General features: G+C 41.3%; 18 protein-coding genes. 14 read left to right on the forward strand and 4 right to left on the reverse strand.

Annotated features, from left to right (window positions below; genetic code table 11):
- The 12 genes from thrB to OCI93_RS00600 all read left to right on the forward strand — a co-directional run bounded on the left by thrB (nucleotide 1) and on the right by OCI93_RS00600 (nucleotide 12,852).
- Entirely contained in the window at nucleotides 1–945 is a 945-nt protein-coding gene (gene thrB / locus OCI93_RS00545; protein WP_261625549.1) for a homoserine kinase, read from the forward strand.
- On the forward strand, nucleotides 945–2,228 hold the full coding sequence (gene thrC / locus OCI93_RS00550) for a threonine synthase (RefSeq protein WP_261592480.1): 1,284 nt from the start codon (nucleotides 945–947) through the stop codon (nucleotides 2,226–2,228). The genes thrB and thrC overlap by 1 nt, the downstream gene beginning before the upstream one ends.
- A 240-nt stretch (nucleotides 2,229–2,468) precedes the next feature.
- Nucleotides 2,469–3,725 (forward strand): serine hydroxymethyltransferase, encoded by a 1,257-nt coding sequence (gene glyA / locus OCI93_RS00555; protein ID WP_261592479.1) that lies wholly within the window; start codon nucleotides 2,469–2,471, stop codon nucleotides 3,723–3,725.
- Between the two features lie 85 nt (nucleotides 3,726–3,810).
- Nucleotides 3,811–4,260: a transcriptional regulator NrdR gene (gene nrdR / locus OCI93_RS00560; RefSeq protein WP_171627637.1), complete on the forward strand. Its 450-nt coding sequence runs from the start codon at nucleotides 3,811–3,813 to the stop codon at nucleotides 4,258–4,260.
- A gap of 29 nt (nucleotides 4,261–4,289) precedes the next feature.
- Complete coding sequence (gene ribD / locus OCI93_RS00565; protein WP_410007609.1) at nucleotides 4,290–5,369, forward strand: bifunctional diaminohydroxyphosphoribosylaminopyrimidine deaminase/5-amino-6-(5-phosphoribosylamino)uracil reductase RibD; 1,080 nt, start codon at nucleotides 4,290–4,292, stop codon at nucleotides 5,367–5,369.
- A gap of 11 nt (nucleotides 5,370–5,380) precedes the next feature.
- Entirely contained in the window at nucleotides 5,381–6,037 is a 657-nt protein-coding gene (locus OCI93_RS00570; protein ID WP_261592477.1) for a riboflavin synthase, read from the forward strand.
- A 32-nt stretch (nucleotides 6,038–6,069) separates the two neighbouring features.
- Entirely contained in the window at nucleotides 6,070–7,182 is a 1,113-nt protein-coding gene (ribBA, locus tag OCI93_RS00575) for a bifunctional 3,4-dihydroxy-2-butanone-4-phosphate synthase/GTP cyclohydrolase II (protein ID WP_261592476.1), read from the forward strand.
- A gap of 159 nt (nucleotides 7,183–7,341) precedes the next feature.
- On the forward strand, nucleotides 7,342–7,806 hold the full coding sequence (ribH, locus tag OCI93_RS00580; protein ID WP_261592475.1) for a 6,7-dimethyl-8-ribityllumazine synthase: 465 nt from the start codon (nucleotides 7,342–7,344) through the stop codon (nucleotides 7,804–7,806).
- Nucleotides 7,807–7,817: 11 nt separating this feature from the next.
- Nucleotides 7,818–8,228, forward strand: coding sequence for a transcription antitermination factor NusB (gene nusB / locus OCI93_RS00585; protein ID WP_261592474.1), 411 nt, complete (start codon nucleotides 7,818–7,820; stop codon nucleotides 8,226–8,228).
- A gap of 43 nt (nucleotides 8,229–8,271) precedes the next feature.
- Nucleotides 8,272–9,234 (forward strand): thiamine-phosphate kinase, encoded by a 963-nt coding sequence (thiL, locus tag OCI93_RS00590; RefSeq protein ID WP_261625550.1) that lies wholly within the window; start codon nucleotides 8,272–8,274, stop codon nucleotides 9,232–9,234.
- 8 nt (nucleotides 9,235–9,242) lie between these two features.
- A complete protein-coding gene (locus OCI93_RS00595) occupies nucleotides 9,243–9,728 on the forward strand; it encodes a phosphatidylglycerophosphatase A family protein (RefSeq protein WP_261592472.1) in 486 nt (161 codons plus the stop codon).
- Nucleotides 9,729–9,762: 34 nt separating this feature from the next.
- Nucleotides 9,763–12,852, forward strand: coding sequence for a ligand-binding sensor domain-containing diguanylate cyclase (locus OCI93_RS00600; RefSeq protein WP_261592662.1), 3,090 nt, complete (start codon nucleotides 9,763–9,765; stop codon nucleotides 12,850–12,852).
- A 290-nt stretch (nucleotides 12,853–13,142) separates the two neighbouring features.
- Here OCI93_RS00600 and dxs read toward each other — a convergent pair whose 3' ends face one another.
- The 3 genes from dxs to OCI93_RS00615 form a co-directional block, all read right to left on the reverse strand.
- The gene (gene dxs / locus OCI93_RS00605; RefSeq protein ID WP_261625551.1) at nucleotides 13,143–15,002 is read right to left on the reverse strand and encodes a 1-deoxy-D-xylulose-5-phosphate synthase; all 1,860 of its coding nucleotides are present in this window, start codon (nucleotides 15,000–15,002) and stop codon (nucleotides 13,143–13,145) included.
- A gap of 121 nt (nucleotides 15,003–15,123) precedes the next feature.
- Nucleotides 15,124–16,011, reverse strand: coding sequence for a (2E,6E)-farnesyl diphosphate synthase (gene ispA / locus OCI93_RS00610; RefSeq protein WP_261592470.1), 888 nt, complete (start codon nucleotides 16,009–16,011; stop codon nucleotides 15,124–15,126).
- 3 nt (nucleotides 16,012–16,014) lie between these two features.
- Nucleotides 16,015–16,257 (reverse strand): exodeoxyribonuclease VII small subunit, encoded by a 243-nt coding sequence (locus OCI93_RS00615; protein ID WP_261592469.1) that lies wholly within the window; start codon nucleotides 16,255–16,257, stop codon nucleotides 16,015–16,017.
- Nucleotides 16,258–16,582: 325 nt separating this feature from the next.
- Here OCI93_RS00615 and pomA point away from each other — a divergent pair, with 325 nt between their 5' ends.
- Both pomA and OCI93_RS00625 read left to right on the forward strand, forming a co-directional pair.
- Entirely contained in the window at nucleotides 16,583–17,350 is a 768-nt protein-coding gene (gene pomA / locus OCI93_RS00620; RefSeq protein WP_261592468.1) for a flagellar motor protein PomA, read from the forward strand.
- Nucleotides 17,351–17,355: 5 nt separating this feature from the next.
- A complete protein-coding gene (locus tag OCI93_RS00625) occupies nucleotides 17,356–18,288 on the forward strand; it encodes a flagellar motor protein MotB (RefSeq protein ID WP_261592467.1) in 933 nt (310 codons plus the stop codon).
- Between the two features lie 35 nt (nucleotides 18,289–18,323).
- Here the strand turns inward: OCI93_RS00625 and OCI93_RS00630 are convergent, their stop codons facing one another.
- A complete protein-coding gene (locus tag OCI93_RS00630; protein WP_261592466.1) occupies nucleotides 18,324–19,529 on the reverse strand; it encodes an aromatic amino acid transport family protein in 1,206 nt (401 codons plus the stop codon).
- Nucleotides 19,530–19,660 lie beyond the last annotated feature (131 nt).

Below are 19,660 nucleotides of genomic sequence, written 5' to 3' on the forward strand. Positions count from 1 at the left end.
ATGATTTCAATTTATGCACCTGCATCGATTGGTAACTTTTGTGTTGGTTTTGATTCTTTGGGCGCAGCGCTTGCACCAATTGATGGCACTTTACTTGGGGACGTTGTTCATATTGAGCAAGCAAAGCAAGATGCCTTCAAGTGCGTAGGTCCTTACGCATCGAAACTCCCCAGTGATGCCAGCGAAAATTTATCTTTTCAATGTTTAATGCATTTTAGAGAGCACGTTGCACCGAGTATGTCTCCTGTATTGCTAACGTTAGATAAACGTTTACCAATTGGTTCAGGGCTTGGCTCAAGTGCCTGTTCTGTGGTTGCAACATTTGCCGCTTTGGACAAATTTGCAGCTACACAACTACCACAATCGGCGATGATAGAATTGATGGCTGATTTTGAAGGTAAAGTCAGTGGTGCACGTCATTATGACAATATTACACCTTGTTATTTAGGTGGCTTACAACTTACTGCTGAATTAGTACCAGATAAAGCATTGTCCTTACCAGTAGATGAACATTGGTATTATGTTGCTGCTTACCCAGGGTTTGCGCTCAATACTGCTAAAGCAAGAGGCGTATTACCACAAAGCTTAACCACTCACAAAGCGGTGGAATTTGCTCAGCGTTTATCAAGTTTTTGTGTATTGTTGCAAAGTGGGCGTTTTGAACAAGCGCTAGAGCTGATGCAAGATGATATGGCGGAGCCGTATCGTCAATCACTTATTCCTGGGTTTAGTGACGCTAAGGTAGCATTACCATCACAAGGGGCGAAGCTGGTTAGTATCTCTGGTGCTGGTCCTACGCTGTTTGCTATTTGTCAATCACTTGAAGATGCTAAACAATGCCAGCAATGGCTTGAAAATAACTATATTAATGAACATGGGTTTAGTCATATCTGTAAACTCGATAACTTAGGTACTCGTGCCATTTCTCAAGGAGAACATTCGTAATGCAATTGGTTAACTTAAAAGATGAACAGCAAAAAGTATCGTTTACAGAGGCTGTTAAAACGGGGCTTGGGCGCAATCAGGGGGTGTTTTTTCCAACTGATTTAACGCGTTTGGACAATGTTGACGCTTTGCTAGATTTACCATTTGCTGAACGTAGTGCGCAAATACTGGCACATCTAATTGGTGATGAATTACCTAAAGACACCCTTACTGAGATGGTTGCCCGCGCTTTTGATTTTCCAGTTAAATTAGCAAAAGTAGATGAAAAAAATTATTGTTTAGAGCTATTTCATGGTCCTACGCTGGCTTTTAAAGACTTTGGTGGTCGCTTTATGGCTGAGTGTATCGGTTTGTTTAATCACGGTGAGCGCGTTACTATTTTAACAGCAACAAGTGGTGATACTGGGGCTGCTGTGGCGCATGCCTTTTACAATAAGCCCCATGTAGATGTGGTGATTTTATATCCTGAAGGCAAAATATCGCTGGCACAGCAAAAGTTATTTACTACCTTAGGTGGCAATATCCACTGTTATGCTGTTGAAGGCAGTTTTGATGATTGTCAAAGCTTGGTTAAACAAGCGTTTTTAGATGATGAAGTAAAGCAAAAACTCGGTTTAAACTCAGCTAACTCGATTAATATTAGCCGTTTGGTTGCTCAGGTTTGTTATTACTTTGAGGCATTGGCTCAACTGCCAAAAGGTGAGCGCGGCGATGTACATATTTCAGTACCAAGTGGTAATTTTGGTAATGTATGTGCAGCAATGATTGCATCAATTATTGGTTTACCAGTGAGTAAGTTATCAGCCGTGACCAATCAAAACGATACGGTGCCGCGTTTTATTGCCTCAGGACAATGGTCGCCAAATGCAACTATTGAGTCACTCTCAAATGCAATGGATGTGAGTAAACCTAATAATTGGCCTCGTGTTCAAAGTATGTTAGATAGTGGGCAGTTTGAACAACATGATTTTTATTCACGTTGTGTTAGTGAGCAACGTACGCAAGACGTGATGAAAGAAGTGGCTGCTCGTGGTTATGTTGCAGAGCCTCATACCGCTATCGCCCATGAAGGCTTAACACAAGATAAAGCATCAAATAGTACCGGGATATTTTTAGCAACTGCACATCCTGCAAAGTTTAAAGAGTCAGTAGAACAAGTACTAGGGCAACACATAAAGCTGCCTAAAGTGCTGCAAGATGCGCTAGAAAAAACGTGTTTAGCACAGCCGATGACTGCCGATTATGAGCAATTAAAAGCGGCTATATTTGACAAGTTATTATAGAAAATTGTAATGCTGGGCTACTTAAATCAATAGGTAGCTTAGCAAATGCATTAATATACTTAATTTTATTTGTAAAAATCATTAATAATATTAATGTTAAAATAAAAAAATATCATTACTTTAACACTGTGAAATAAATTCAATCCCTGTTTAAATATGCTCATGCCAAGATCATAGGCATGATACGCATTAGAGCGTACAATATGGCTTTTTATACCTTACGTGCACCTAGGAGACCCCATGTTAGAACGTAACATGAATATTGCAGACTTTGACCCTGAATTAGCAAAAGCGATTGCGCTTGAAACCACCCGCCAAGAAGAGCATATTGAGCTTATTGCTTCTGAAAACTACTGTAGCCCTCGCGTTTTAGAAGCTCAGGGGTCTCAGTTAACAAATAAATACGCTGAAGGCTATCCTGGTAAACGTTACTACGGTGGTTGTGAACACGTAGATGTGGTTGAGCAACTGGCAATCGATCGCGCAAATGAACTGTTTGGCTCAAATTACGCGAACGTTCAGCCTCACGCTGGTTCTCAAGCAAATGCGGCGGTTTTTCAAGCGTTGCTTCAACCACATGATACTGTATTGGGTATGAGCTTAGCGCACGGTGGTCATTTGACTCATGGTTCACATGTGAACTTTTCAGGTAAAACATATAATGCGATTCAATACGGTCTAAATGAAGCAACCGGTGAAATTGATTATGCACAAGTCGAAGCATTAGCACTTGAGCACAAGCCGAAAATGATTATTGGTGGTTTCTCAGCATATTCTGGTATTGTTGATTGGGCTAAATTCCGTGAAATTGCTGACAAAGTAGATGCTTATCTACTGGTTGATATGGCACACGTAGCAGGACTTGTTGCAGCTGGCGTATATCCAAGTCCAGTGCCACATGCACACGTTGTAACAACAACAACACACAAAACATTAGCGGGCCCTCGTGGTGGTTTAATCATTTCAGCTTGTGATGATGAAGCGATTTATAAAAAGCTAAATAGTGCTGTATTCCCAGGTGGCCAAGGTGGTCCTTTGTGTCATGTTATCGCTGCTAAAGCGGTTGCATTCAAAGAAGCACTGCAGCCTGAGTTCACAGTGTATCAAAAGCAGGTTGTGAAAAATGCTCAAGCGATGGTGAGTGTTTTACAAGAGCGTGGCTACAAAGTGGTCTCTGGCAAAACAGACAATCACCTGTTCTTACTTGACCTAATTGATAAAGATATTACCGGTAAAGATGCTGATGCAGCATTGGGTCGTGCCAATATTACAGTGAACAAAAACTCTGTACCAAACGACCCACGCTCACCATTTGTGACCTCTGGTTTGCGAATCGGTTCTCCTGCAATTACACGTCGTGGCTTTAAAGAAGCTGAATCAAAAGAGTTAGCAGGCTGGATGTGTGATGTGCTTGATAACATTAATGATGAATCAGTACAGGCAGAAGTTAAAGAGAAAGTGAAAGCAATCTGCGCTAAATTACCTGTTTACGCATAATTTTACGCACAAAACAGCATTTTTTGTTATTATAAAGGCCGCTATTTAGCGGCTTTTTTTTGTTAGCTTTTTAAAGTGAATCAATATGCATTGCCCTTTTTGTACTGCCAAAGATACCAAAGTTATAGACTCCCGTTTAGTGAGTTCAGGCCACCAAGTGCGAAGACGCCGAGAGTGTATTGAATGCCATGAACGTTTTACCACTTTTGAGGGGGCTGAGTTGGTCATGCCAAGAGTGATAAAACAAGATGGATCTCGTGAGCCGTTTAATGAAGATAAGCTTATAAATGGTTTAGCAAGAGCGCTAGAGAAGCGACCTGTTAGCACAGAGCAAATTGATGAAGTGATCCATGAAATTAAATCTAAAATTCGTGCCACAGGCGAGCGAGAAGTGCCAAGTCACTTAATTGGTGAGTGCATCATGGAGGCGCTTAAAAAACTTGATAAAGTAGCTTATGTTCGGTTTGCATCAGTATATCGCTCGTTTGAAGATATTAGAGAGTTTGGTGAAGAAATTGCAAGGTTAGGTGATTAAAGGTGTTTTCCGATGATGATTTTTATTATATGTCACAGGCAATTGAGCTTGCCAAAAAAGGGCGCTTTACAACCACACCTAACCCCAATGTAGGGTGTGTTATTGTTAAAGACGGGCAAATTGTAGGGCAAGGCTATCATCAACGGGCGGGTGAAGGGCATGCTGAAGTAAATGCATTAAAAGAAGCTGGACGAAAAGCACAAGATGCCACGGCTTACGTTACGCTAGAGCCTTGTAGCCACTTTGGGCGCACACCGCCATGCGCAGAAGGGTTGGCTAAAGCGGGAGTTAAACGTGTTATTGCAGCGATGGTTGACCCCAATCCAAAGGTTGCAGGGCGGGGTTTAGCCATGTTAGAACAAGCTGGTGTTGAGGTATCTTATGGCTTGATGCAAACGCAAGCTAGGGCGCTTAACAAAGGTTTTATTAAGCGAATGGAGCATGGCTTACCGTATGTTACTTGCAAACTAGCGGCAAGTTTGGATGGTAAAACGGCATTAAAAAATGGTCAAAGCAAATGGATCACAGGTGCCACAGCACGCCAAGATGTACAATATTTTCGAGCTCAAAGCTGTGCCATATTAAGTGGTGCAGACACAGTGATATTGGATAACGCAAAGCTCAATGTGCGTGCTGATGAGTGTAAAATTGAGTTACCGCAAGGGCTGTCGTTGCGACAACCTGTGCGTGTGGTTATTGACTCACAAAATCGTTTAACACCTGATTTGGCATTATTTCAAATAGAATCACCGATATTAATTTTACGTACACACCTTGATAATAGTGTGCAATGGCCTCATTTCGTTGAGCAAATAGTACTACAAGAACAGCACCAAAAAGTGTCTTGCCATGCCGTTTTAGAATGTTTGGCTAGTCGAGGTATAAACGGTGTATGGCTTGAGTCTGGCGCTACCTTGGCTGGTGTATTTGCCCAGCAAAAATTAATTGACGAATACGTGATATATTTGGCTCCAAAGCTTATTGGTAGTTATGGCAGAAGCTTATTTAGTCTACCTGAAGTTACGGCAATGGATGACGTGGCTCAATTAGAGTTTCTTGATGTGAGCCAAGTCGGTGATGATATTCGTATTACAGCTAAACCCTGCTAATAAGAGGCAATATGTTTACAGGTATTATTGAAGCAACAGGTACACTTGATGAATTAACGGCCTCGCAAGGCGACTTAATCATTCGAGTGCAGAGCCATAATTTAGATATGAGTGATGTCAACCTAGGCGATAGTATTGCCACTAACGGTGTGTGTTTAACTGTAGTAGAAAAGTTTAAAGATGGTTTTAGGGCTGACTTATCGAATGAGACCATTAACTTGACCCAGTTCTCTCATTATAAAAAAGGGCAAAAAGTTAATTTAGAAAAAGCGCTACAACCAATATCTCGTTTGGGCGGCCACTTAGTCTCAGGCCACATAGATGGTATTGCAACTGTGGTTGCTATTGAGATGAATGCGCGTGCGACGGAGTATTGGCTCGAAACTTCCGCAGAGCTTATGAAGTACATTCCACATAAGGGCTCAGTTGCGATAGATGGTATTAGTTTGACTGTCAACGAAGTAAAAAATCAGCAGTTTAAATTGACCATAGTGCCCCATACAGCACAAGAAACGACCATTGCTGATTTTAAAATTGGCAGTCAGGTCAATTTAGAAGTCGATCAAATTGCCCGTTACTTAGAGCGTTTAGTGCTAGGAGCACAACCTCAAGCTAGTGACTCAACTCTCACAGCCAGTTTGTTAGCCAAAGCGGGCTTTATTAAATAACCCCAAATAAACCTTAATTAGATAGGTAAATTATGAATTTGAACAGCGCACAAGAGATCATTGATGATATTAAAGCCGGAAAAATGGTTATCTTGATGGATGACGAAGACCGAGAAAACGAAGGCGATTTAATTATTGCAGCTGAACATATCTCGGCTGATGCTATTAATTTTATGGCAACTTATGGTCGTGGCTTAATTTGTTTAACGATGACTCAACAGCGCTGTCAACAGCTGGATTTACCGTTAATGGTACGTAATAACGGCGCTCAGTTTTCTACAAACTTTACGCTCTCGATTGAAGCGGCCAAAGGGGTAACTACAGGGATTTCAGCAGCGGACAGAGCTCGAACAGTACAAGCGGCTGTAGCCAAAGGTGCACAGCCTGGAGATATCGTTCAACCTGGTCATATATTTCCAATTATGGCACAACCTGGTGGTGTATTAACCCGAGCAGGTCACACCGAAGCTGGTTGCGATTTGGCACGTTTGGCAGGTTGTGAACCATCATCTGTGATTGTTGAAATATTGAATCCAGATGGCACTATGGCTCGTCGCCCTCAGTTAGAAGTCTTTGCGAAAGAGCATGATATTAAAATTGGCACGATTGCTGATTTAATCGAATACAGAAACTTAAATGAAACGACGATTGAGAAAGTAGCGCAATGTAAATTGCCAACAGAGTATGGCGAATTTGATTTAGTTACATACAAAGATACCATCGATAACCAGCTACATTATGCGCTCGTTAAAGGGCAAGTAAAGTCAGATGATATTACATTGGTGCGTGTGCATTTACAAAGTACGTTTAACGATATTTTGTTGTCAGACCGTGGGGCCGATAGAAGCTGGAGTTTACATAGTGCGATGCAATATATCAGTGAGCATAACGGTGTTTTAGTAGTGCTTGGCAAGCAAGAACAAGGTGCTGAAATAGAGGCTATGGTGAAAGCATTTGCAGCGCAAGATCAGGGTGAACAAGTGACGGTACGTAAGTTTCAAGGTACTTCTCGTACAGTGGGTGTCGGGTCTCAAATCTTAGCTGATTTAGGGATTCAAAAAATGCGCTTGATGAGTATGCCGAAGAAGTATCATGCGCTTTCAGGTTTTCATCTAGAAGTTGTTGATTATGTTGAGCCAAAATAGTAACCGGCAAAAATAAACATACGGGCCTAATATAGGCCCGTTTTAAGTTGTTTGGGGATACTTAAAATTGTGCTATTATGCGCCCCAATTTGGCAATTGCTTGACCGAACATTTCGGGACATGCTTCAGCATTGGTATTTATAAGATTAGGATCATCTAATGAACATTATTGAAGGTAACAAATATGCACCGGGCAAAAAGTTTGCCATTGTTATTTCTCGTTTTAACGACTTTATTGGTAGCAGTTTACTTGAAGGCGCTGTAGATGAGTTAAAGCGTACCGGTGGCGTAAGTGATGATGACATCACTGTGGTGTATGTACCTGGTGCCGTTGAGTTACCTCTAGCTGCTAAGCGCATTGCAATGAAAAAGCAGTTTGATGCTATCATTGCATTGGGCGTGATCATTCGTGGCGGTACACCACATTTTGATTTAGTCGCAAATGAGTCAAATAAAGGTTTGGCAACTGTGTCAATGGATTATGATATCCCTGTCGCATTTGGCGTCCTAACCACTGAAAGTATTGAGCAAGCCATAGAACGTGCGGGTACTAAAATGGGCAACAAGGGTGGTGAAGCTGCACTTGGCGCCTTAGAAATGGTAAACGTACTAGAGCAAATTTAAGAGGATCCTCTGTGAAACCAGCAGCAAGACGTAAAGCACGTATATTGGCCTTGCAAGCCGTTTATTCTTGGCAACTAAGTGGTAACCCAATCGCTGATATTGAACAACAAATGTTGATTGAAAACGATGTGTCAAAAGTAGATGTTGAGTATTTCAAAGATTTAGCACGCGGTGTTGCCGTTAATCAAAAGCAGCTAGATGAACTAGTGAAACCGCATCTGTCACGCCCGTTTAATGATTTAGATGAGGTTGAAAGAGCGGTACTTAGAGTTAGCGCCTATGAACTTAAGTTCAGAGAAGATGTGCCATATAAGGTGGCGATTAATGAAGGCATCGAATTGGCTAAAATATTTGGCGCTGAAGATAGCCACAAGTTTGTTAATGGTGTTTTAGATAAAGCCGTAAAAGACATTCGCAAGTAAGGCTAAATATAAGGAGAGCCGGCGTTGGCCGGCTTTTTTGTGTATGAAGGAATTTGAACTCATTAATCGTTATTTTACCGGACGAGGCATTGCTCGTCGCGATGTTGATTTAGGAATCGGTGATGATTGCGCGCTAGTCCGTGTTCCCGAAAGCTGTCAGTTGGCTGTGACCACAGATACGCTGGTTGAAGGCGTTCACTTCTTTGCAGATATCTCTCCTCGAGCTTTAGGTCACCGTGCGTTGGCTGTGAACTTAAGCGACTTAGCCGCGATGGGCGCAGAACCTGCTTGGGTCTCTTTGGGCTTAACATTGCCAAGTATTGATGCGCAGTGGCTAGAGGAGTTTACTGATGGTATGCATGAAATAGCAGAATATTATAATGTTCAAATTGTAGGTGGTGATACCACGCAAGGGCCATTAACTATCACGGTGTGCGCTAAAGGAATTGTGCCTCAAGGTAAAGCATTAACCCGTTCAGGTGCTAAAAATGGCGATTGGATTTATGTTACAGGACCTCTGGGTGATTCTGGGCTAGCTATTGAAGCACGCAAGCAAAACTGGTCAATTGCTGAGGAGCATCTAGAAAATGCCAATAAGCGTTTTCATTTTCCATCCCCAAGGGTTGCAGCAGGGCAAGTGCTCAGAGGCATAGCAACGTCAGCAATAGATATTTCCGATGGCTTATTGGCTGATTTGTCACATATTCTCAAACAATCTGGCGTAGGTGCAGTGATACATGCGGATAAAGTGCCTACATCTGCGGCATTAAATAGTTTGAAAAATGATGATATTCGATTGCAGTTAGCACTAGCATATGGTGATGACTATGAGTTGCTATTTACGGTTAGTGATGATAACAAAAGTATATTAGAGGCTAAGCTTCAGCAATATGGCGTAGAGCCAGTTTGTATTGGGCAGGTAGTCAACAATGACGGCAAGTTAGAGTTGCTCTATCACAATCAAACAATGCCATTGCCAAATATTGGCTTTGAGCATTTTAGCTAGGAGTTACTTTGTCTAAGAAGTATAAATTTAATTTAAAACGTCCCCATCAATTTTTTGGTTTAGGTTTTGGGCTTGGGTTATCACCAGTTGCTCCGGGTACTATGGGTACTTTTGCTGCTTTACCTTTTATTTTTATGACTGCGACTTTTCCGCTTTGGCTACAAGTAGTATTTGCAATTGTTATCAGTGTATTTGGTTTGTGGGTCTGTGGGCAAACTGCACGAGATGTGCAAGTACATGATCACCCTGCGATTGTTTGGGATGAAGTAGCTGGCTTTTATATTACTATGCTGGGGGCTGCATTAAGTTGGCAGTCTTTAATTGTTGGTTTTTTATTGTTCCGTTTTTTTGATATTGTAAAGCCAGGACCAATAAAAATGCTTGATAAGCGCTTACATGGCGGTTTCGGGATTATGGCAGATGATATTCTTGCCGGTATTTTTTCATTGATTTGTTTACAAGCTTTGTTTAAAACTGGTGTTTTAACGCTCTGAGATTAGGCGGGAAATAGTGTTTACTACGGATAGATTGTTTAGGTTTGTATTTGTTACTGTGCTCAGCATCATGACGCAATTTGCGCATGCGGCTATCAACGACTATGTTGTGAAACAGTGGAATTTACAAAATGGCTTACCGTCACAATCTATTAAAAGTATTGCTCAAGACCAACAGGGCTACATATGGTTAGCCACCCAGTTTGGTTTAAGCCGCTTCGATGGTCAAAAGTTTACTAATCTAACAACCCAAAATACCGATTTTTTGCGCTCCAATGCCATTGATAAGTTATTAGTTGGTCAAGATGGGATGCTATGGGTTGGTACTCGTCGTGGCGTACATCGTTTAGACCCTCAAACTTTGGAAGTTCATTCACTAGATATCCCTGGCCCAGTAAGAGATATTCTAGAAGACCAACAAGGGAGTATATGGATAGCCGCTAATGGCCTACATTATATTTCTCATAGCAATTTGTCATTTGCCAGTTCAGCAGCACAGTCGCGCAAATTATCAGCGGTTAAAATTAATCAAATAGTAGGGGCTGTCACAAAAATGGCTCTCGCTAATGACGGTATTTGGTTAGTGAACGAGCGCCATTTATTAAAGATTAAACAGGCAAGTTCCTCAACTGAAAATGCATTTAGGCTTGAACTGTCTAGTCGCTTGTCACTACCTCAGCAGCTAGCACAAACTATTTTACATGATTTAGCATGGATAGATGGGCGTTTATTTTTAGGAACAGAACTCGGTGCATACTTTTTAGATATTGATGAAGTGTTACGCCGTTATGATGAAATTGGTAATACAGCCGTTTATAAATTTATGAGTGATGGAGAGGGTGGAGTATGGGTTTCTACCTCTAATAGTTTAATGTTTAAAGAGGGTCGGGGGCAGTGGCAGTCAGTTCGCCCTGTGCAGTCAGAGCAGAGTGTTTGGTTTTCAGATATTTTTAAAGATCAAGAAAACAACATCTGGCTTGCTAGCTTGAATGAAGGGTTATGGTTTGCGCATGCTGGTAAAGTTGAGCGATATTCAGTCGGCCCTGATGTTAATCAAGGTATCACAGCTATCACACGTTCTCCATCTGGGCAAATCTGGGTTGCAAATCGTTATGGCGTTGGCATTTTAGAGCAAGGTGAGCACTATAAACCAATTATCGATATTAATCGTTTAGAGCGTTTGACGGTCAATGACCTTGAGTTTCAAGGTGAAACGCTTCTAATGGGAACTGATCGAGGAGTGTTGGTGTATGAGCAAGGAAATTTACGCAGTCTACCTCATCGAGAGTTACGTCAAAACCCGGTGTTTTCTATTAATCCTTCAAATGAAGGGGGATTATGGTTTGGTACTGGTCGTGGGTTGTATCGATTAGAATACTCGGAGTTAACGCCTTTTAACTACAACACTTTTTTAGGAAGCCAATTTATTACTTTTATGGTGGACCTACCAAGTTTTGGTTTTATTGGTACTAATAAAGGCGCTTATCGTTATAACGAACGTGGTATTGAGAAACTTGGTGGGCAAACGTCATTAGAAAGTGCTTATATAACTAGCATATTTCATATTCAAGATGTAGCGACATTAATTGGTTCTTGGAGCGATGGGCTTTTTTATCGCACTGCCGCTGGGCAGTGGCATCAATTAGATGCATCTAATGGCCTGCCATATGGTTCAATAACTTCCTTATATTATGATAAGTACCTACATCAAGTTTGGGTCGGCACAAAAAAAGGTGTATATCGTATGCCCGTTGCTCAGTTTAAAGGGGCAATTACGAACCTTAAAGTGGATCAAGTTATTAGCCAGTTTGACAGGCAACTAGATGGAAAAGCGAGTCGCTGCTGCTCGGGGTTTGGTAATGATGCGGTAATGGAAACCGAGGAAGCTATTTGGTATCCAAGTTCTCAAGGTGTTGTAAAAATACCTAAAGATATGCAGTTATTTGGTTCAGATGAATTGGCTTTAAAGCTAGAAGCTTTATTTACGCCTGAACGCAGGCTATCAGGTAAAGAGTTAAAAAATAAAATTGTTTTGAATACCGCAGAGCGTGATTTGACGGTGCAATATACTGCTATTGATTTTTATGCGCCCCAGAGTATTGAGTTTAGGTATCGACTTTTAAGTAATGGTGTTACTAACGCTGATTGGCGCGAAACACAACGTCGTCAAGATGCAATTTACACTAATTTAACTCCAGGTGAATATACCTTTGAGCTCCAAGCTAAAAGGCGGGGGCAAGATTGGCAAGCTGCCACAGATAAGCGGATCAGCATTTTTATTCCTAGGCGGTTTGATGAAACGATGTATTTTAGATTGTTAATTACCTGCGGTTTTGCTTTTTTATTTTATTTAATATTTTGGGTATTAAGAGCGCAAGAACGACGAAAACATCAAGCATTAGAAGATTTGGTTGCTGAGCGTACTACTGAGCTGAGAAAAGCAAACGAGAAACTCAACCAAGTTAATACACAGCTTAAGCTAGTCAGTCATACTGATGAGTTAACAGGCTTACGTAGCCGACGCTTTTTATTCGATCAATTGCCTAAAGATGTGGAGCATTTTCAGCGCAACGCTCAATCATTACAACAACAAAATAAAAGCCTTGTGTTAATGATATTGAATATAGATAAGTTTAGTAAAGTAAATGATGCGTATGGCCCGCTTGGTGGTGACAGTTGTTTGCAACAGATGGCAGCTTTATTAAACTCACGAACACAAGGCTCTGACTATGTTGCGCGCTGGAGTGGAGATGAGTTTTTATTACTGTTGCGAGACTTTAAGCGTGATGAAGTTGACAGTTATGCTAGAGAATTGTGCAAAGCGGTAGCTGGTTTCGATTTTAAGTTGCCTAACGGTAAGTCTTTAGGAATGAGTATTTCAATGGGGTGGTCTTTGTATCCATTACCCTTGCTTGGTGGCCAGGTTATTGGTTGGGAAGCTTCTGTAAACCTTGCTGATATCGCATTACATCAAGTAAAGCAGCGAGGTGGAGATGGCGCTGCAACGATTACTTTTGATGATCAATTAGATGCGTTTGAGTTTGAGCAAAGCAGTAACGTTGAATCTCAACTTGAAGTACTACAAAGCAATGGTTTAGCAGATGTTAAGGTGTGGATGCGTTAATCACGCCTAATGAGACTGCGCAGTACATAAGCCAGACATCTTGCAATGAACAAAGCGTATGAAATGTCACCGTTATTCTACATTAGTAATTTCTAACGCAGTGAATGAGCTATTTAGCTCGCTAGAATGTTCAAGGTTTTAATAAAAAATTATTATAACAAACATATTATCTCGGTAATGGTAGGCTCTGCATCATATATGAGGTTAAGCAGTATGAGTAGGATGTTTTAAACGTCTTAAATTTGTTTGCCACTAGAGCCAAAAAGATGAAAAAGGAGCGACTGCTCCTTTTATATTATATCTTGTACTTTTTTTAAGATACTTTGGTCATCTAACCCTAACTCGGCATGCATTTGCTGTTGTGTCCCGTGTTTTATAAACTCATCAGGTAAGCCCAGGTGAGTAACCTTAGGCATTGCATTGATGCTAGCAAAAAACTCGCTAACAGCACTGCCAGCGCCACCTGCAACAGCATTATCTTCTAAAGTAATAAAGTGTTCATGTGTTGCTAATAGCGCGTTTAATAACTCACTATCGAGTGGCTTTACAAAACGCATATCAATTAAAGTTGCATCACATTGTTCTGCTGCCAGTTTGGCATTGTGTAAAAGCGTCCCAAAATTGAGGATTGCTAATTTCTTGCCCTCACGAATTTGTTTTGCTTTACCAATTGCCAGCGGCTGCATACTTTCTTCTATGGCCGCTTCACCTGCACTACCACGAGGGTAGCGTACTGCAACAGGGCCTTGATGCAAATAGCCTGTATGTAGCATTTGACGACACTCATTGGTATCACTTGGCACCATGATGACCATGTTTGGAATGCAGCGCATAAAGCTCAAGTCATACGCACCTTGGTGAGTTTCACCATCAGCACCAACTACACCGGCTCTATCGACAGCAAACAATACAGGCAGGTTTTGCAGAGCAACATCATGAATTAGCTGATCATAGGCGCGTTGTAAAAAGCTAGAGTAAATAGCAACAACGGGCTTTAAACCTTCACAGGCAAAACCTGCGGCGAGAGTTACCGCGTGTTGCTCAGCAATAGCAACATCAAAGTATTGTTCGGGATATTCTTTTGAAAATCGCACCATACCAGAGCCTTCACGCATGGCTGGAGTAATTGCCATCAGGCGTTGGTCTTGTTTGGCCTGATCACATAGCCAGTCACCAAACACTTTTGAAAAAGTCGCTGCACTGGGCTTTGATTTAGGTAAGCTATGAATGCTAGGGTCAAATTTTGGTACTGCATGATATCCGATAGGATCAGCCTCAGCAGGTTGGTATCCCTTGCCTTTTTGGGTTTTGATATGAAGTAGTTGTGGGCCTTTGAGATTGCGCATATTACGCAGTGTGTCGACCAGCATGTTGACATCATGGCCATCAATTGGGCCGATGTAATTAAGCCCTAGTTCCTCAAAAAATGTACCTGGGATCACCATACCTTTTAAGTGCTCTTCCACACGACTCGCTAATTCTTTAACTGGTGGCACACCAGAAAGTAACCGCTTACTACCTTCACGAATATTGGTGTAAAAGCTACCAGAAAGAATACGTGCAAAGTGATTGTTAAGGGCACCTACATTCTCTGAAATTGACATCTCATTATCATTAAGAATGATGAGCATGTCAGATTTTATATCGCCAGCGTGGTTCATTGCTTCAAAAGCCATTCCCGCAGTAATTGCGCCGTCTCCAATTACGGCTACGGTTTTTCTATCCTTACCTTCTTTTTTAGCGGCAATAGACATACCTAACGCTGCAGAAATTGAAGTACTAGAATGACCAACACTGAATGTATCGTATTCACTTTCTTCACGATATGGAAAAGGATGTAAACCGTCTTTTTGGCGAATTGTGTGGATCTGATTACGCCTGCCAGTCAAGATTTTGTGAGGATATGCTTGATGCCCGACATCCCAAATTAAGCGATCGTCAGGTGTGTTATACACATAGTGTAGTGCGACAGTAAGTTCTACTGTGCCTAAGCCTGATGCAAAATGGCCACTACTTTGTGATACTGAGTTGAGTAAATATTCTCTCAGTTCATCACTGAACGCGCTAAGTTTGTGCTGCGGCATTTGACGCAGCTGCTTTGGATCATCTGCCAAAGCTAATAAGGGGTACTTGCTACTATCCAATTTCATGGTATCAATTATGTGTCCTACGCAAACTTCGCACAATTATATACAAAGGCAGCGGTTAGTTTTATTTATTTATACAAATTAGCCATTAATTTGTCATGAATAACGAATAATTAAGCAAAACTTAATAGTTTCTCTCAATGATGTAATGCGCTAAATTGGCTAAAATCGTTGTATCTTCTTTTATGTCTTCAAGTGCTAAGATTGCTTCATCAATTAAACTTTGAGCTTTGCTTTTAGCCCCTTCTAGGCCTAGTAGTGCCGGGTAAGTAGATTTATTATTTTCAATGTCAGAGCCTTGAGGTTTCCCCAGAGACTGTGTATCGCCTTCGATGTCTAAAATATCGTCTTGCACTTGAAATGCTAAGCCAACATTTTTCGCGTAGCGTTGCAGTGCTTGGTGTGTTGAAGCCTCTACATTTAAAGCACATAATGCGCCCAGTTCGATAGCCGCGCTTAACAGTGCGCCAGTTTTTAGCTTATGAATTCTTTCAAGCTCAGCTAATGTAACCGTGGTATTTGTTCCAGCGAGGTCGAGCGCTTGTCCCCCTATCATACCTTCAATTCCAGATGCCTTGGCTAATGTATATAGCATTTTTACTTGTGTCGTAGCGGGGACTTTAAAGGTATGGCCACTGAGTAGTTCAAAGGCAATAGTTTGCAGTGCATCACCTGCTAAAATAGCGTGTGCTTCATTAAATGCAATATGGCATGTAGGCTTACCACGTCGTAATTCATCATCATCCATTGCTGGTAAATCGTCATGAACTAAAGAGTAGCTATGAATACATTCAATGGCAGCTGCTACCACATCTAAGTCTTTTATATCTGCACCAAGCATTTGTCCAGTGGCATAAACTAAAAATGGTCTTAATCGTTTACCACCATTATTAATACTATAGAGTGTTGCGGATTTAATGGTCTCATCGGTATCAAGAGCGCGGGCAAAGTATTGCTCTACATAATCCGCTACGCGGACTTGTGTGTTGTGTAGTTGCGTTTTTAATTCCACAGTTTATTCCACATCACCATCAAATGCAGTTGCTAAACTTTGAGTGTCATTAGCCATGAGAATAGACACTTTTTGCTCGGCTTGTTGCAACTTATTGGTAGATGAATTAGCCAGTGCAATTGCACGTTCAAACTGTTTTAAAGACTGCTCTAAGGTTAAGGTGCCTTGCTCCATTGAATGAACAATGCCTTCTAATTCTGCCATTGCGTCTTCAAAACTCAGATTTTCTGGTTTTTTTGTTGCCATGATATTGTCTCGTAACTTAACTAATTAAAGCCGTTATAAAATTTAAGAGCCCAATTTTAGGGGCAATGACGTGTGAGGTCAAAGTTTGTAGCATGATTTTGCGATACAATATGTTAACTCAGTAGATATATACTGAATGATGGAACTCGCAATTTTGGTGCTTTTTAATATAATTGATTTAAGATATTCAGTAGCTTGCCGATAGTAAAAGGTCGCCTTTAAATATTGCTGTGTGCTCAACAGCGAACAGAGCACCTTTTGTGTGTTTTATTTGAATTGGTCGTGTGAGCAAGAATTAGAATAGATAATACTCTTTGGAGGATATGTGGATTTAGCAACCGTTATTGGGATCTTAGGCGCAATAGGCCTAATTGTGATGTCCATGTTCATGAGTAGTGATGGCGAAGTAATTATGTTTGCTGATGCTGCTTCAGGCGTGATTGTGTTCGGTGGTTCGTTGTTTATTGTACTTGCAAACTTTAGCATGCCAAAGTTTTTCGTGATTGGTAAGGTTGTTGGCAAAGCCTTTATGTTCAAAATTGAGACGCCGGAAGAGTTAATTGAAAAGTCAGTTGAGTTAGCAGATTCAGCGCGCAAAGGGGGATTCTTAGCATTGGAAGAAGCTGAAATCCCTAATTCTTTTATGCGTAAGGGAGTTGATATGCTCGTGGATGGTCATGATGCTGATGTCGTCAGAGCCACTTTACAAAAAGATATTTCTTTAACCACTAACCGCCATGATGAAGGCGCTTCTTTGTTTAAAAAGCTAGGAGATATAGCCCCCGCGATGGGTATGATTGGCACTTTGATTGGCTTGGTTGCTATGTTGTCTAATATGGATGACCCCAAAGCGATTGGTCCTGCTATGGCGGTTGCATTGCTAACGACTTTATATGGTGCTTTTTTAGCGAATGTTGTTGCCATTCCAATTCAGGCAAAGTTAGAGCTTCGTCGAGATGAAGAGGAACTCAATCAAAGACTTATTCTTGATGCGATTTTGGGTATTCAAGATGGCCAAAACCCTAAAGTAATTGAAGGCATTCTTAAAAATTACTTACCAGAGTCAAAACGCGTGCATGAGAAAGAGGAATAACGCTGATGTCTGATGAGCAAGAGTGTAAATGTCCACCCCCTGGGCTGCCAGCTTGGATGGGTACATTTGCGGATCTGATGTCTTTACTAATGTGTTTCTTTGTCTTGCTGTTGGCTTTTTCGGAAATGGATGTACTGAAATTTAAACAAATAGCGGGTTCTATGAAATTTGCATTTGGTGTGCAAAATAAAATAGAAGTAAAAGATATACCTAAAGGAACCAGTGTTATCGCAATGGAATTTACACCAGGTAAACCAGAACCCACCCCAATTGAGACTATTCAGCAGCAAACAGTCGAAATGACACAGCAAATGCTTGAATTTCAAGCTGGAGAGGAAAGCTCTGCAGGTGGAAGGCAAGAGCAAAGGGGAAATAAACGTGGTGGCGAATCACAAAGTACCTCTCAAGAGCAAGCGATGACCCAAGCGATTTCTGCTGCTGATCAAGAGCAGGTGAACGAACTTGTTAAGAAAATTGCGCAGCAGATGGAAAAACAGATTATGGACGGTGCGATAGAGTTAGAGTCACTTGGCCAGCAAATTATTATTCGTATCCAAGAAAATGGGGCGTTTCCCTCTGGCAGTGCATTTTTACAGCCTAAGTTTACGCCAACAATAAGAGAAATCGCAGACTTACTTAAAGATGTACCAGGCGAAATCACGGTGTCGGGACATACTGATGATTTTCAAGTAAGCGATGAGCTGTATAGCAATAATTGGGATTTATCCGCTACACGGGCGGTTGCCGTTGCCAGTGAAATGATCAAAGCGCCGGGGTTTGATAAAAATCGCTTAGTTGTAGTAGGTCACGCAGATACTCGGCCACTCGTCCCAAATGAAACAAATGCGGATAGAAGACGAAATCGACGCGTTGAAATCTCTATTTTACAAGGTAAAGCTCAAGAGTCAGACCCAATTGGAGTCTCAGGGCAAAATTAGTAAAGCAGTTACTGGGTAACTACTTTATTGTATTTTTATCCTAATGACGGGGTAACACCTGTCATTTGTAGTCCTTGCGCTGTGATAATTAAAATACCGCAAAGAGCTGCAACTGCAAGTCCAAGCGTTCCCCCCCTAACTTGGTAGCCTGCTGTTTGTCTACCCTGGCGACGTTGTGACCAAACCATAGCAACAGGTAGAAATACAGCCAATATGACAAGTGCGATTGCAGCGTAGCCAAGTGCCATAATGAACCCTTGTGGATAAAATAATGCAAACCCGAGTGGGGGTAAAAAAGTAATTAGTGCGGTTTTTGCGCGATCAAGTTTGCCATTGCCTTTTTTGAATGCATCAGCAAAGAAATCAAAGAGGCCAAGGCTCACGCCTAGAAAAGATGTTGCTAGTGCCAAGTCTGCAAATATAGTTACAAAAGTACTGATATGAGGATTGTGAGCAATACTGGATATGTTCGTGACAAACCCTGTTAGCCCTTCACTTTGCATTAAACTTTGTTGACTCATTATGCCTTGACTTAAAAGCTGCCAAAAAACGTAGATGGTCAAAGGAAGCGCTGCGCCAAACATCATAACCCGTCGTAACGATTTAATATCAAGCCCTACATATTTCACAATTGATGGTATAGAGCCATGGAAGCCAAAAGAAGTAAAAATAACAGGAATCGCAGAAACGACTAAGCCTTGTTGAATTGGCATATCAAGTAGGTGCTTACCGTGCACATAGGGACTTAAAACAAAAAATAAAGTGGCAAGTACTGTAATTTTTATACTAAATAGCACTTTATTGAGCTTATCAACTGTACTGGTGCCAGCAGCTACAACGCTTGCAACTAAGATAGCAAGCAATATGGAGCCAATTTGAGGGGCTACATTAACGCCTAATGCATTGTTAATTTTGTCTTGAAGCTGTGCGCCACCTCCAGCAATATAGGCAGCACATAATGCATAAAATAAGAACACCATGGCGAAGTTGGCAATATATTGCCCGCGCTTTCCTAGTAGAGATTTAGCGAGTGTATTAAGCGTTGCATCAGCACTTGCATACTGGTGGAGTTCAAGCATTAATAAAGCGGTATAGGTCATGAGCAACCAAGACAGTACGATTAATATTAATGCGGTTGCAAAGCCTAACCCTGCGGATGCAATCGGTAGCGCTAACATTCCTGCACCTATGGTTGTACCTGCAACGATCAGCATACTCCCCAGTGTTTTATTTTTAAGCACAAATTGCTCCTTTATATGTGAGAGAGTTCAGCAAGATATACTGGTGTGTCATAAATTGAAATAGTTTTGCTATAAATCAATGTTAACGATTGTAATCTATGTTTTACGAACGGGTAATTTAAGGCGCAATG

This window comes from Pseudoalteromonas holothuriae, from assembly GCF_945859825.1.
In the GTDB taxonomy this organism is placed as follows: domain Bacteria; phylum Pseudomonadota; class Gammaproteobacteria; order Enterobacterales; family Alteromonadaceae; genus Pseudoalteromonas; species Pseudoalteromonas holothuriae.

Bases quoted from the DNA above. Each gene is read 5' to 3' on its own strand.
- OCI93_RS00570 (WP_261592477.1), top strand. From the start codon at position 5,381: ATGTTTACAGGTATTATTGAAGCAACAGGTACACTTGATGAATTAACG.
- ribD (WP_410007609.1), top strand. From the start codon at position 4,290: ATGTCACAGGCAATTGAGCTTGCCAAAAAAGGGCGCTTTACAACCACA.
- ribH (WP_261592475.1), top strand. From the start codon at position 7,342: ATGAACATTATTGAAGGTAACAAATATGCACCGGGCAAAAAGTTTGCC.
- thiL (WP_261625550.1), top strand. From the start codon at position 8,272: ATGAAGGAATTTGAACTCATTAATCGTTATTTTACCGGACGAGGCATT.
- thrB (WP_261625549.1), top strand. From the start codon at position 1: ATGATTTCAATTTATGCACCTGCATCGATTGGTAACTTTTGTGTTGGT.
- OCI93_RS00615 (WP_261592469.1), bottom strand. From the start codon at position 16,257: ATGGCAACAAAAAAACCAGAAAATCTGAGTTTTGAAGACGCAATGGCA.
- OCI93_RS00625 (WP_261592467.1), top strand. From the start codon at position 17,356: ATGTCTGATGAGCAAGAGTGTAAATGTCCACCCCCTGGGCTGCCAGCT.
- dxs (WP_261625551.1), bottom strand. From the start codon at position 15,002: ATGAAATTGGATAGTAGCAAGTACCCCTTATTAGCTTTGGCAGATGAT.
- thrC (WP_261592480.1), top strand. From the start codon at position 945: ATGCAATTGGTTAACTTAAAAGATGAACAGCAAAAAGTATCGTTTACA.
- ribBA (WP_261592476.1), top strand. From the start codon at position 6,070: ATGAATTTGAACAGCGCACAAGAGATCATTGATGATATTAAAGCCGGA.
- glyA (WP_261592479.1), top strand. From the start codon at position 2,469: ATGTTAGAACGTAACATGAATATTGCAGACTTTGACCCTGAATTAGCA.
- nrdR (WP_171627637.1), top strand. From the start codon at position 3,811: ATGCATTGCCCTTTTTGTACTGCCAAAGATACCAAAGTTATAGACTCC.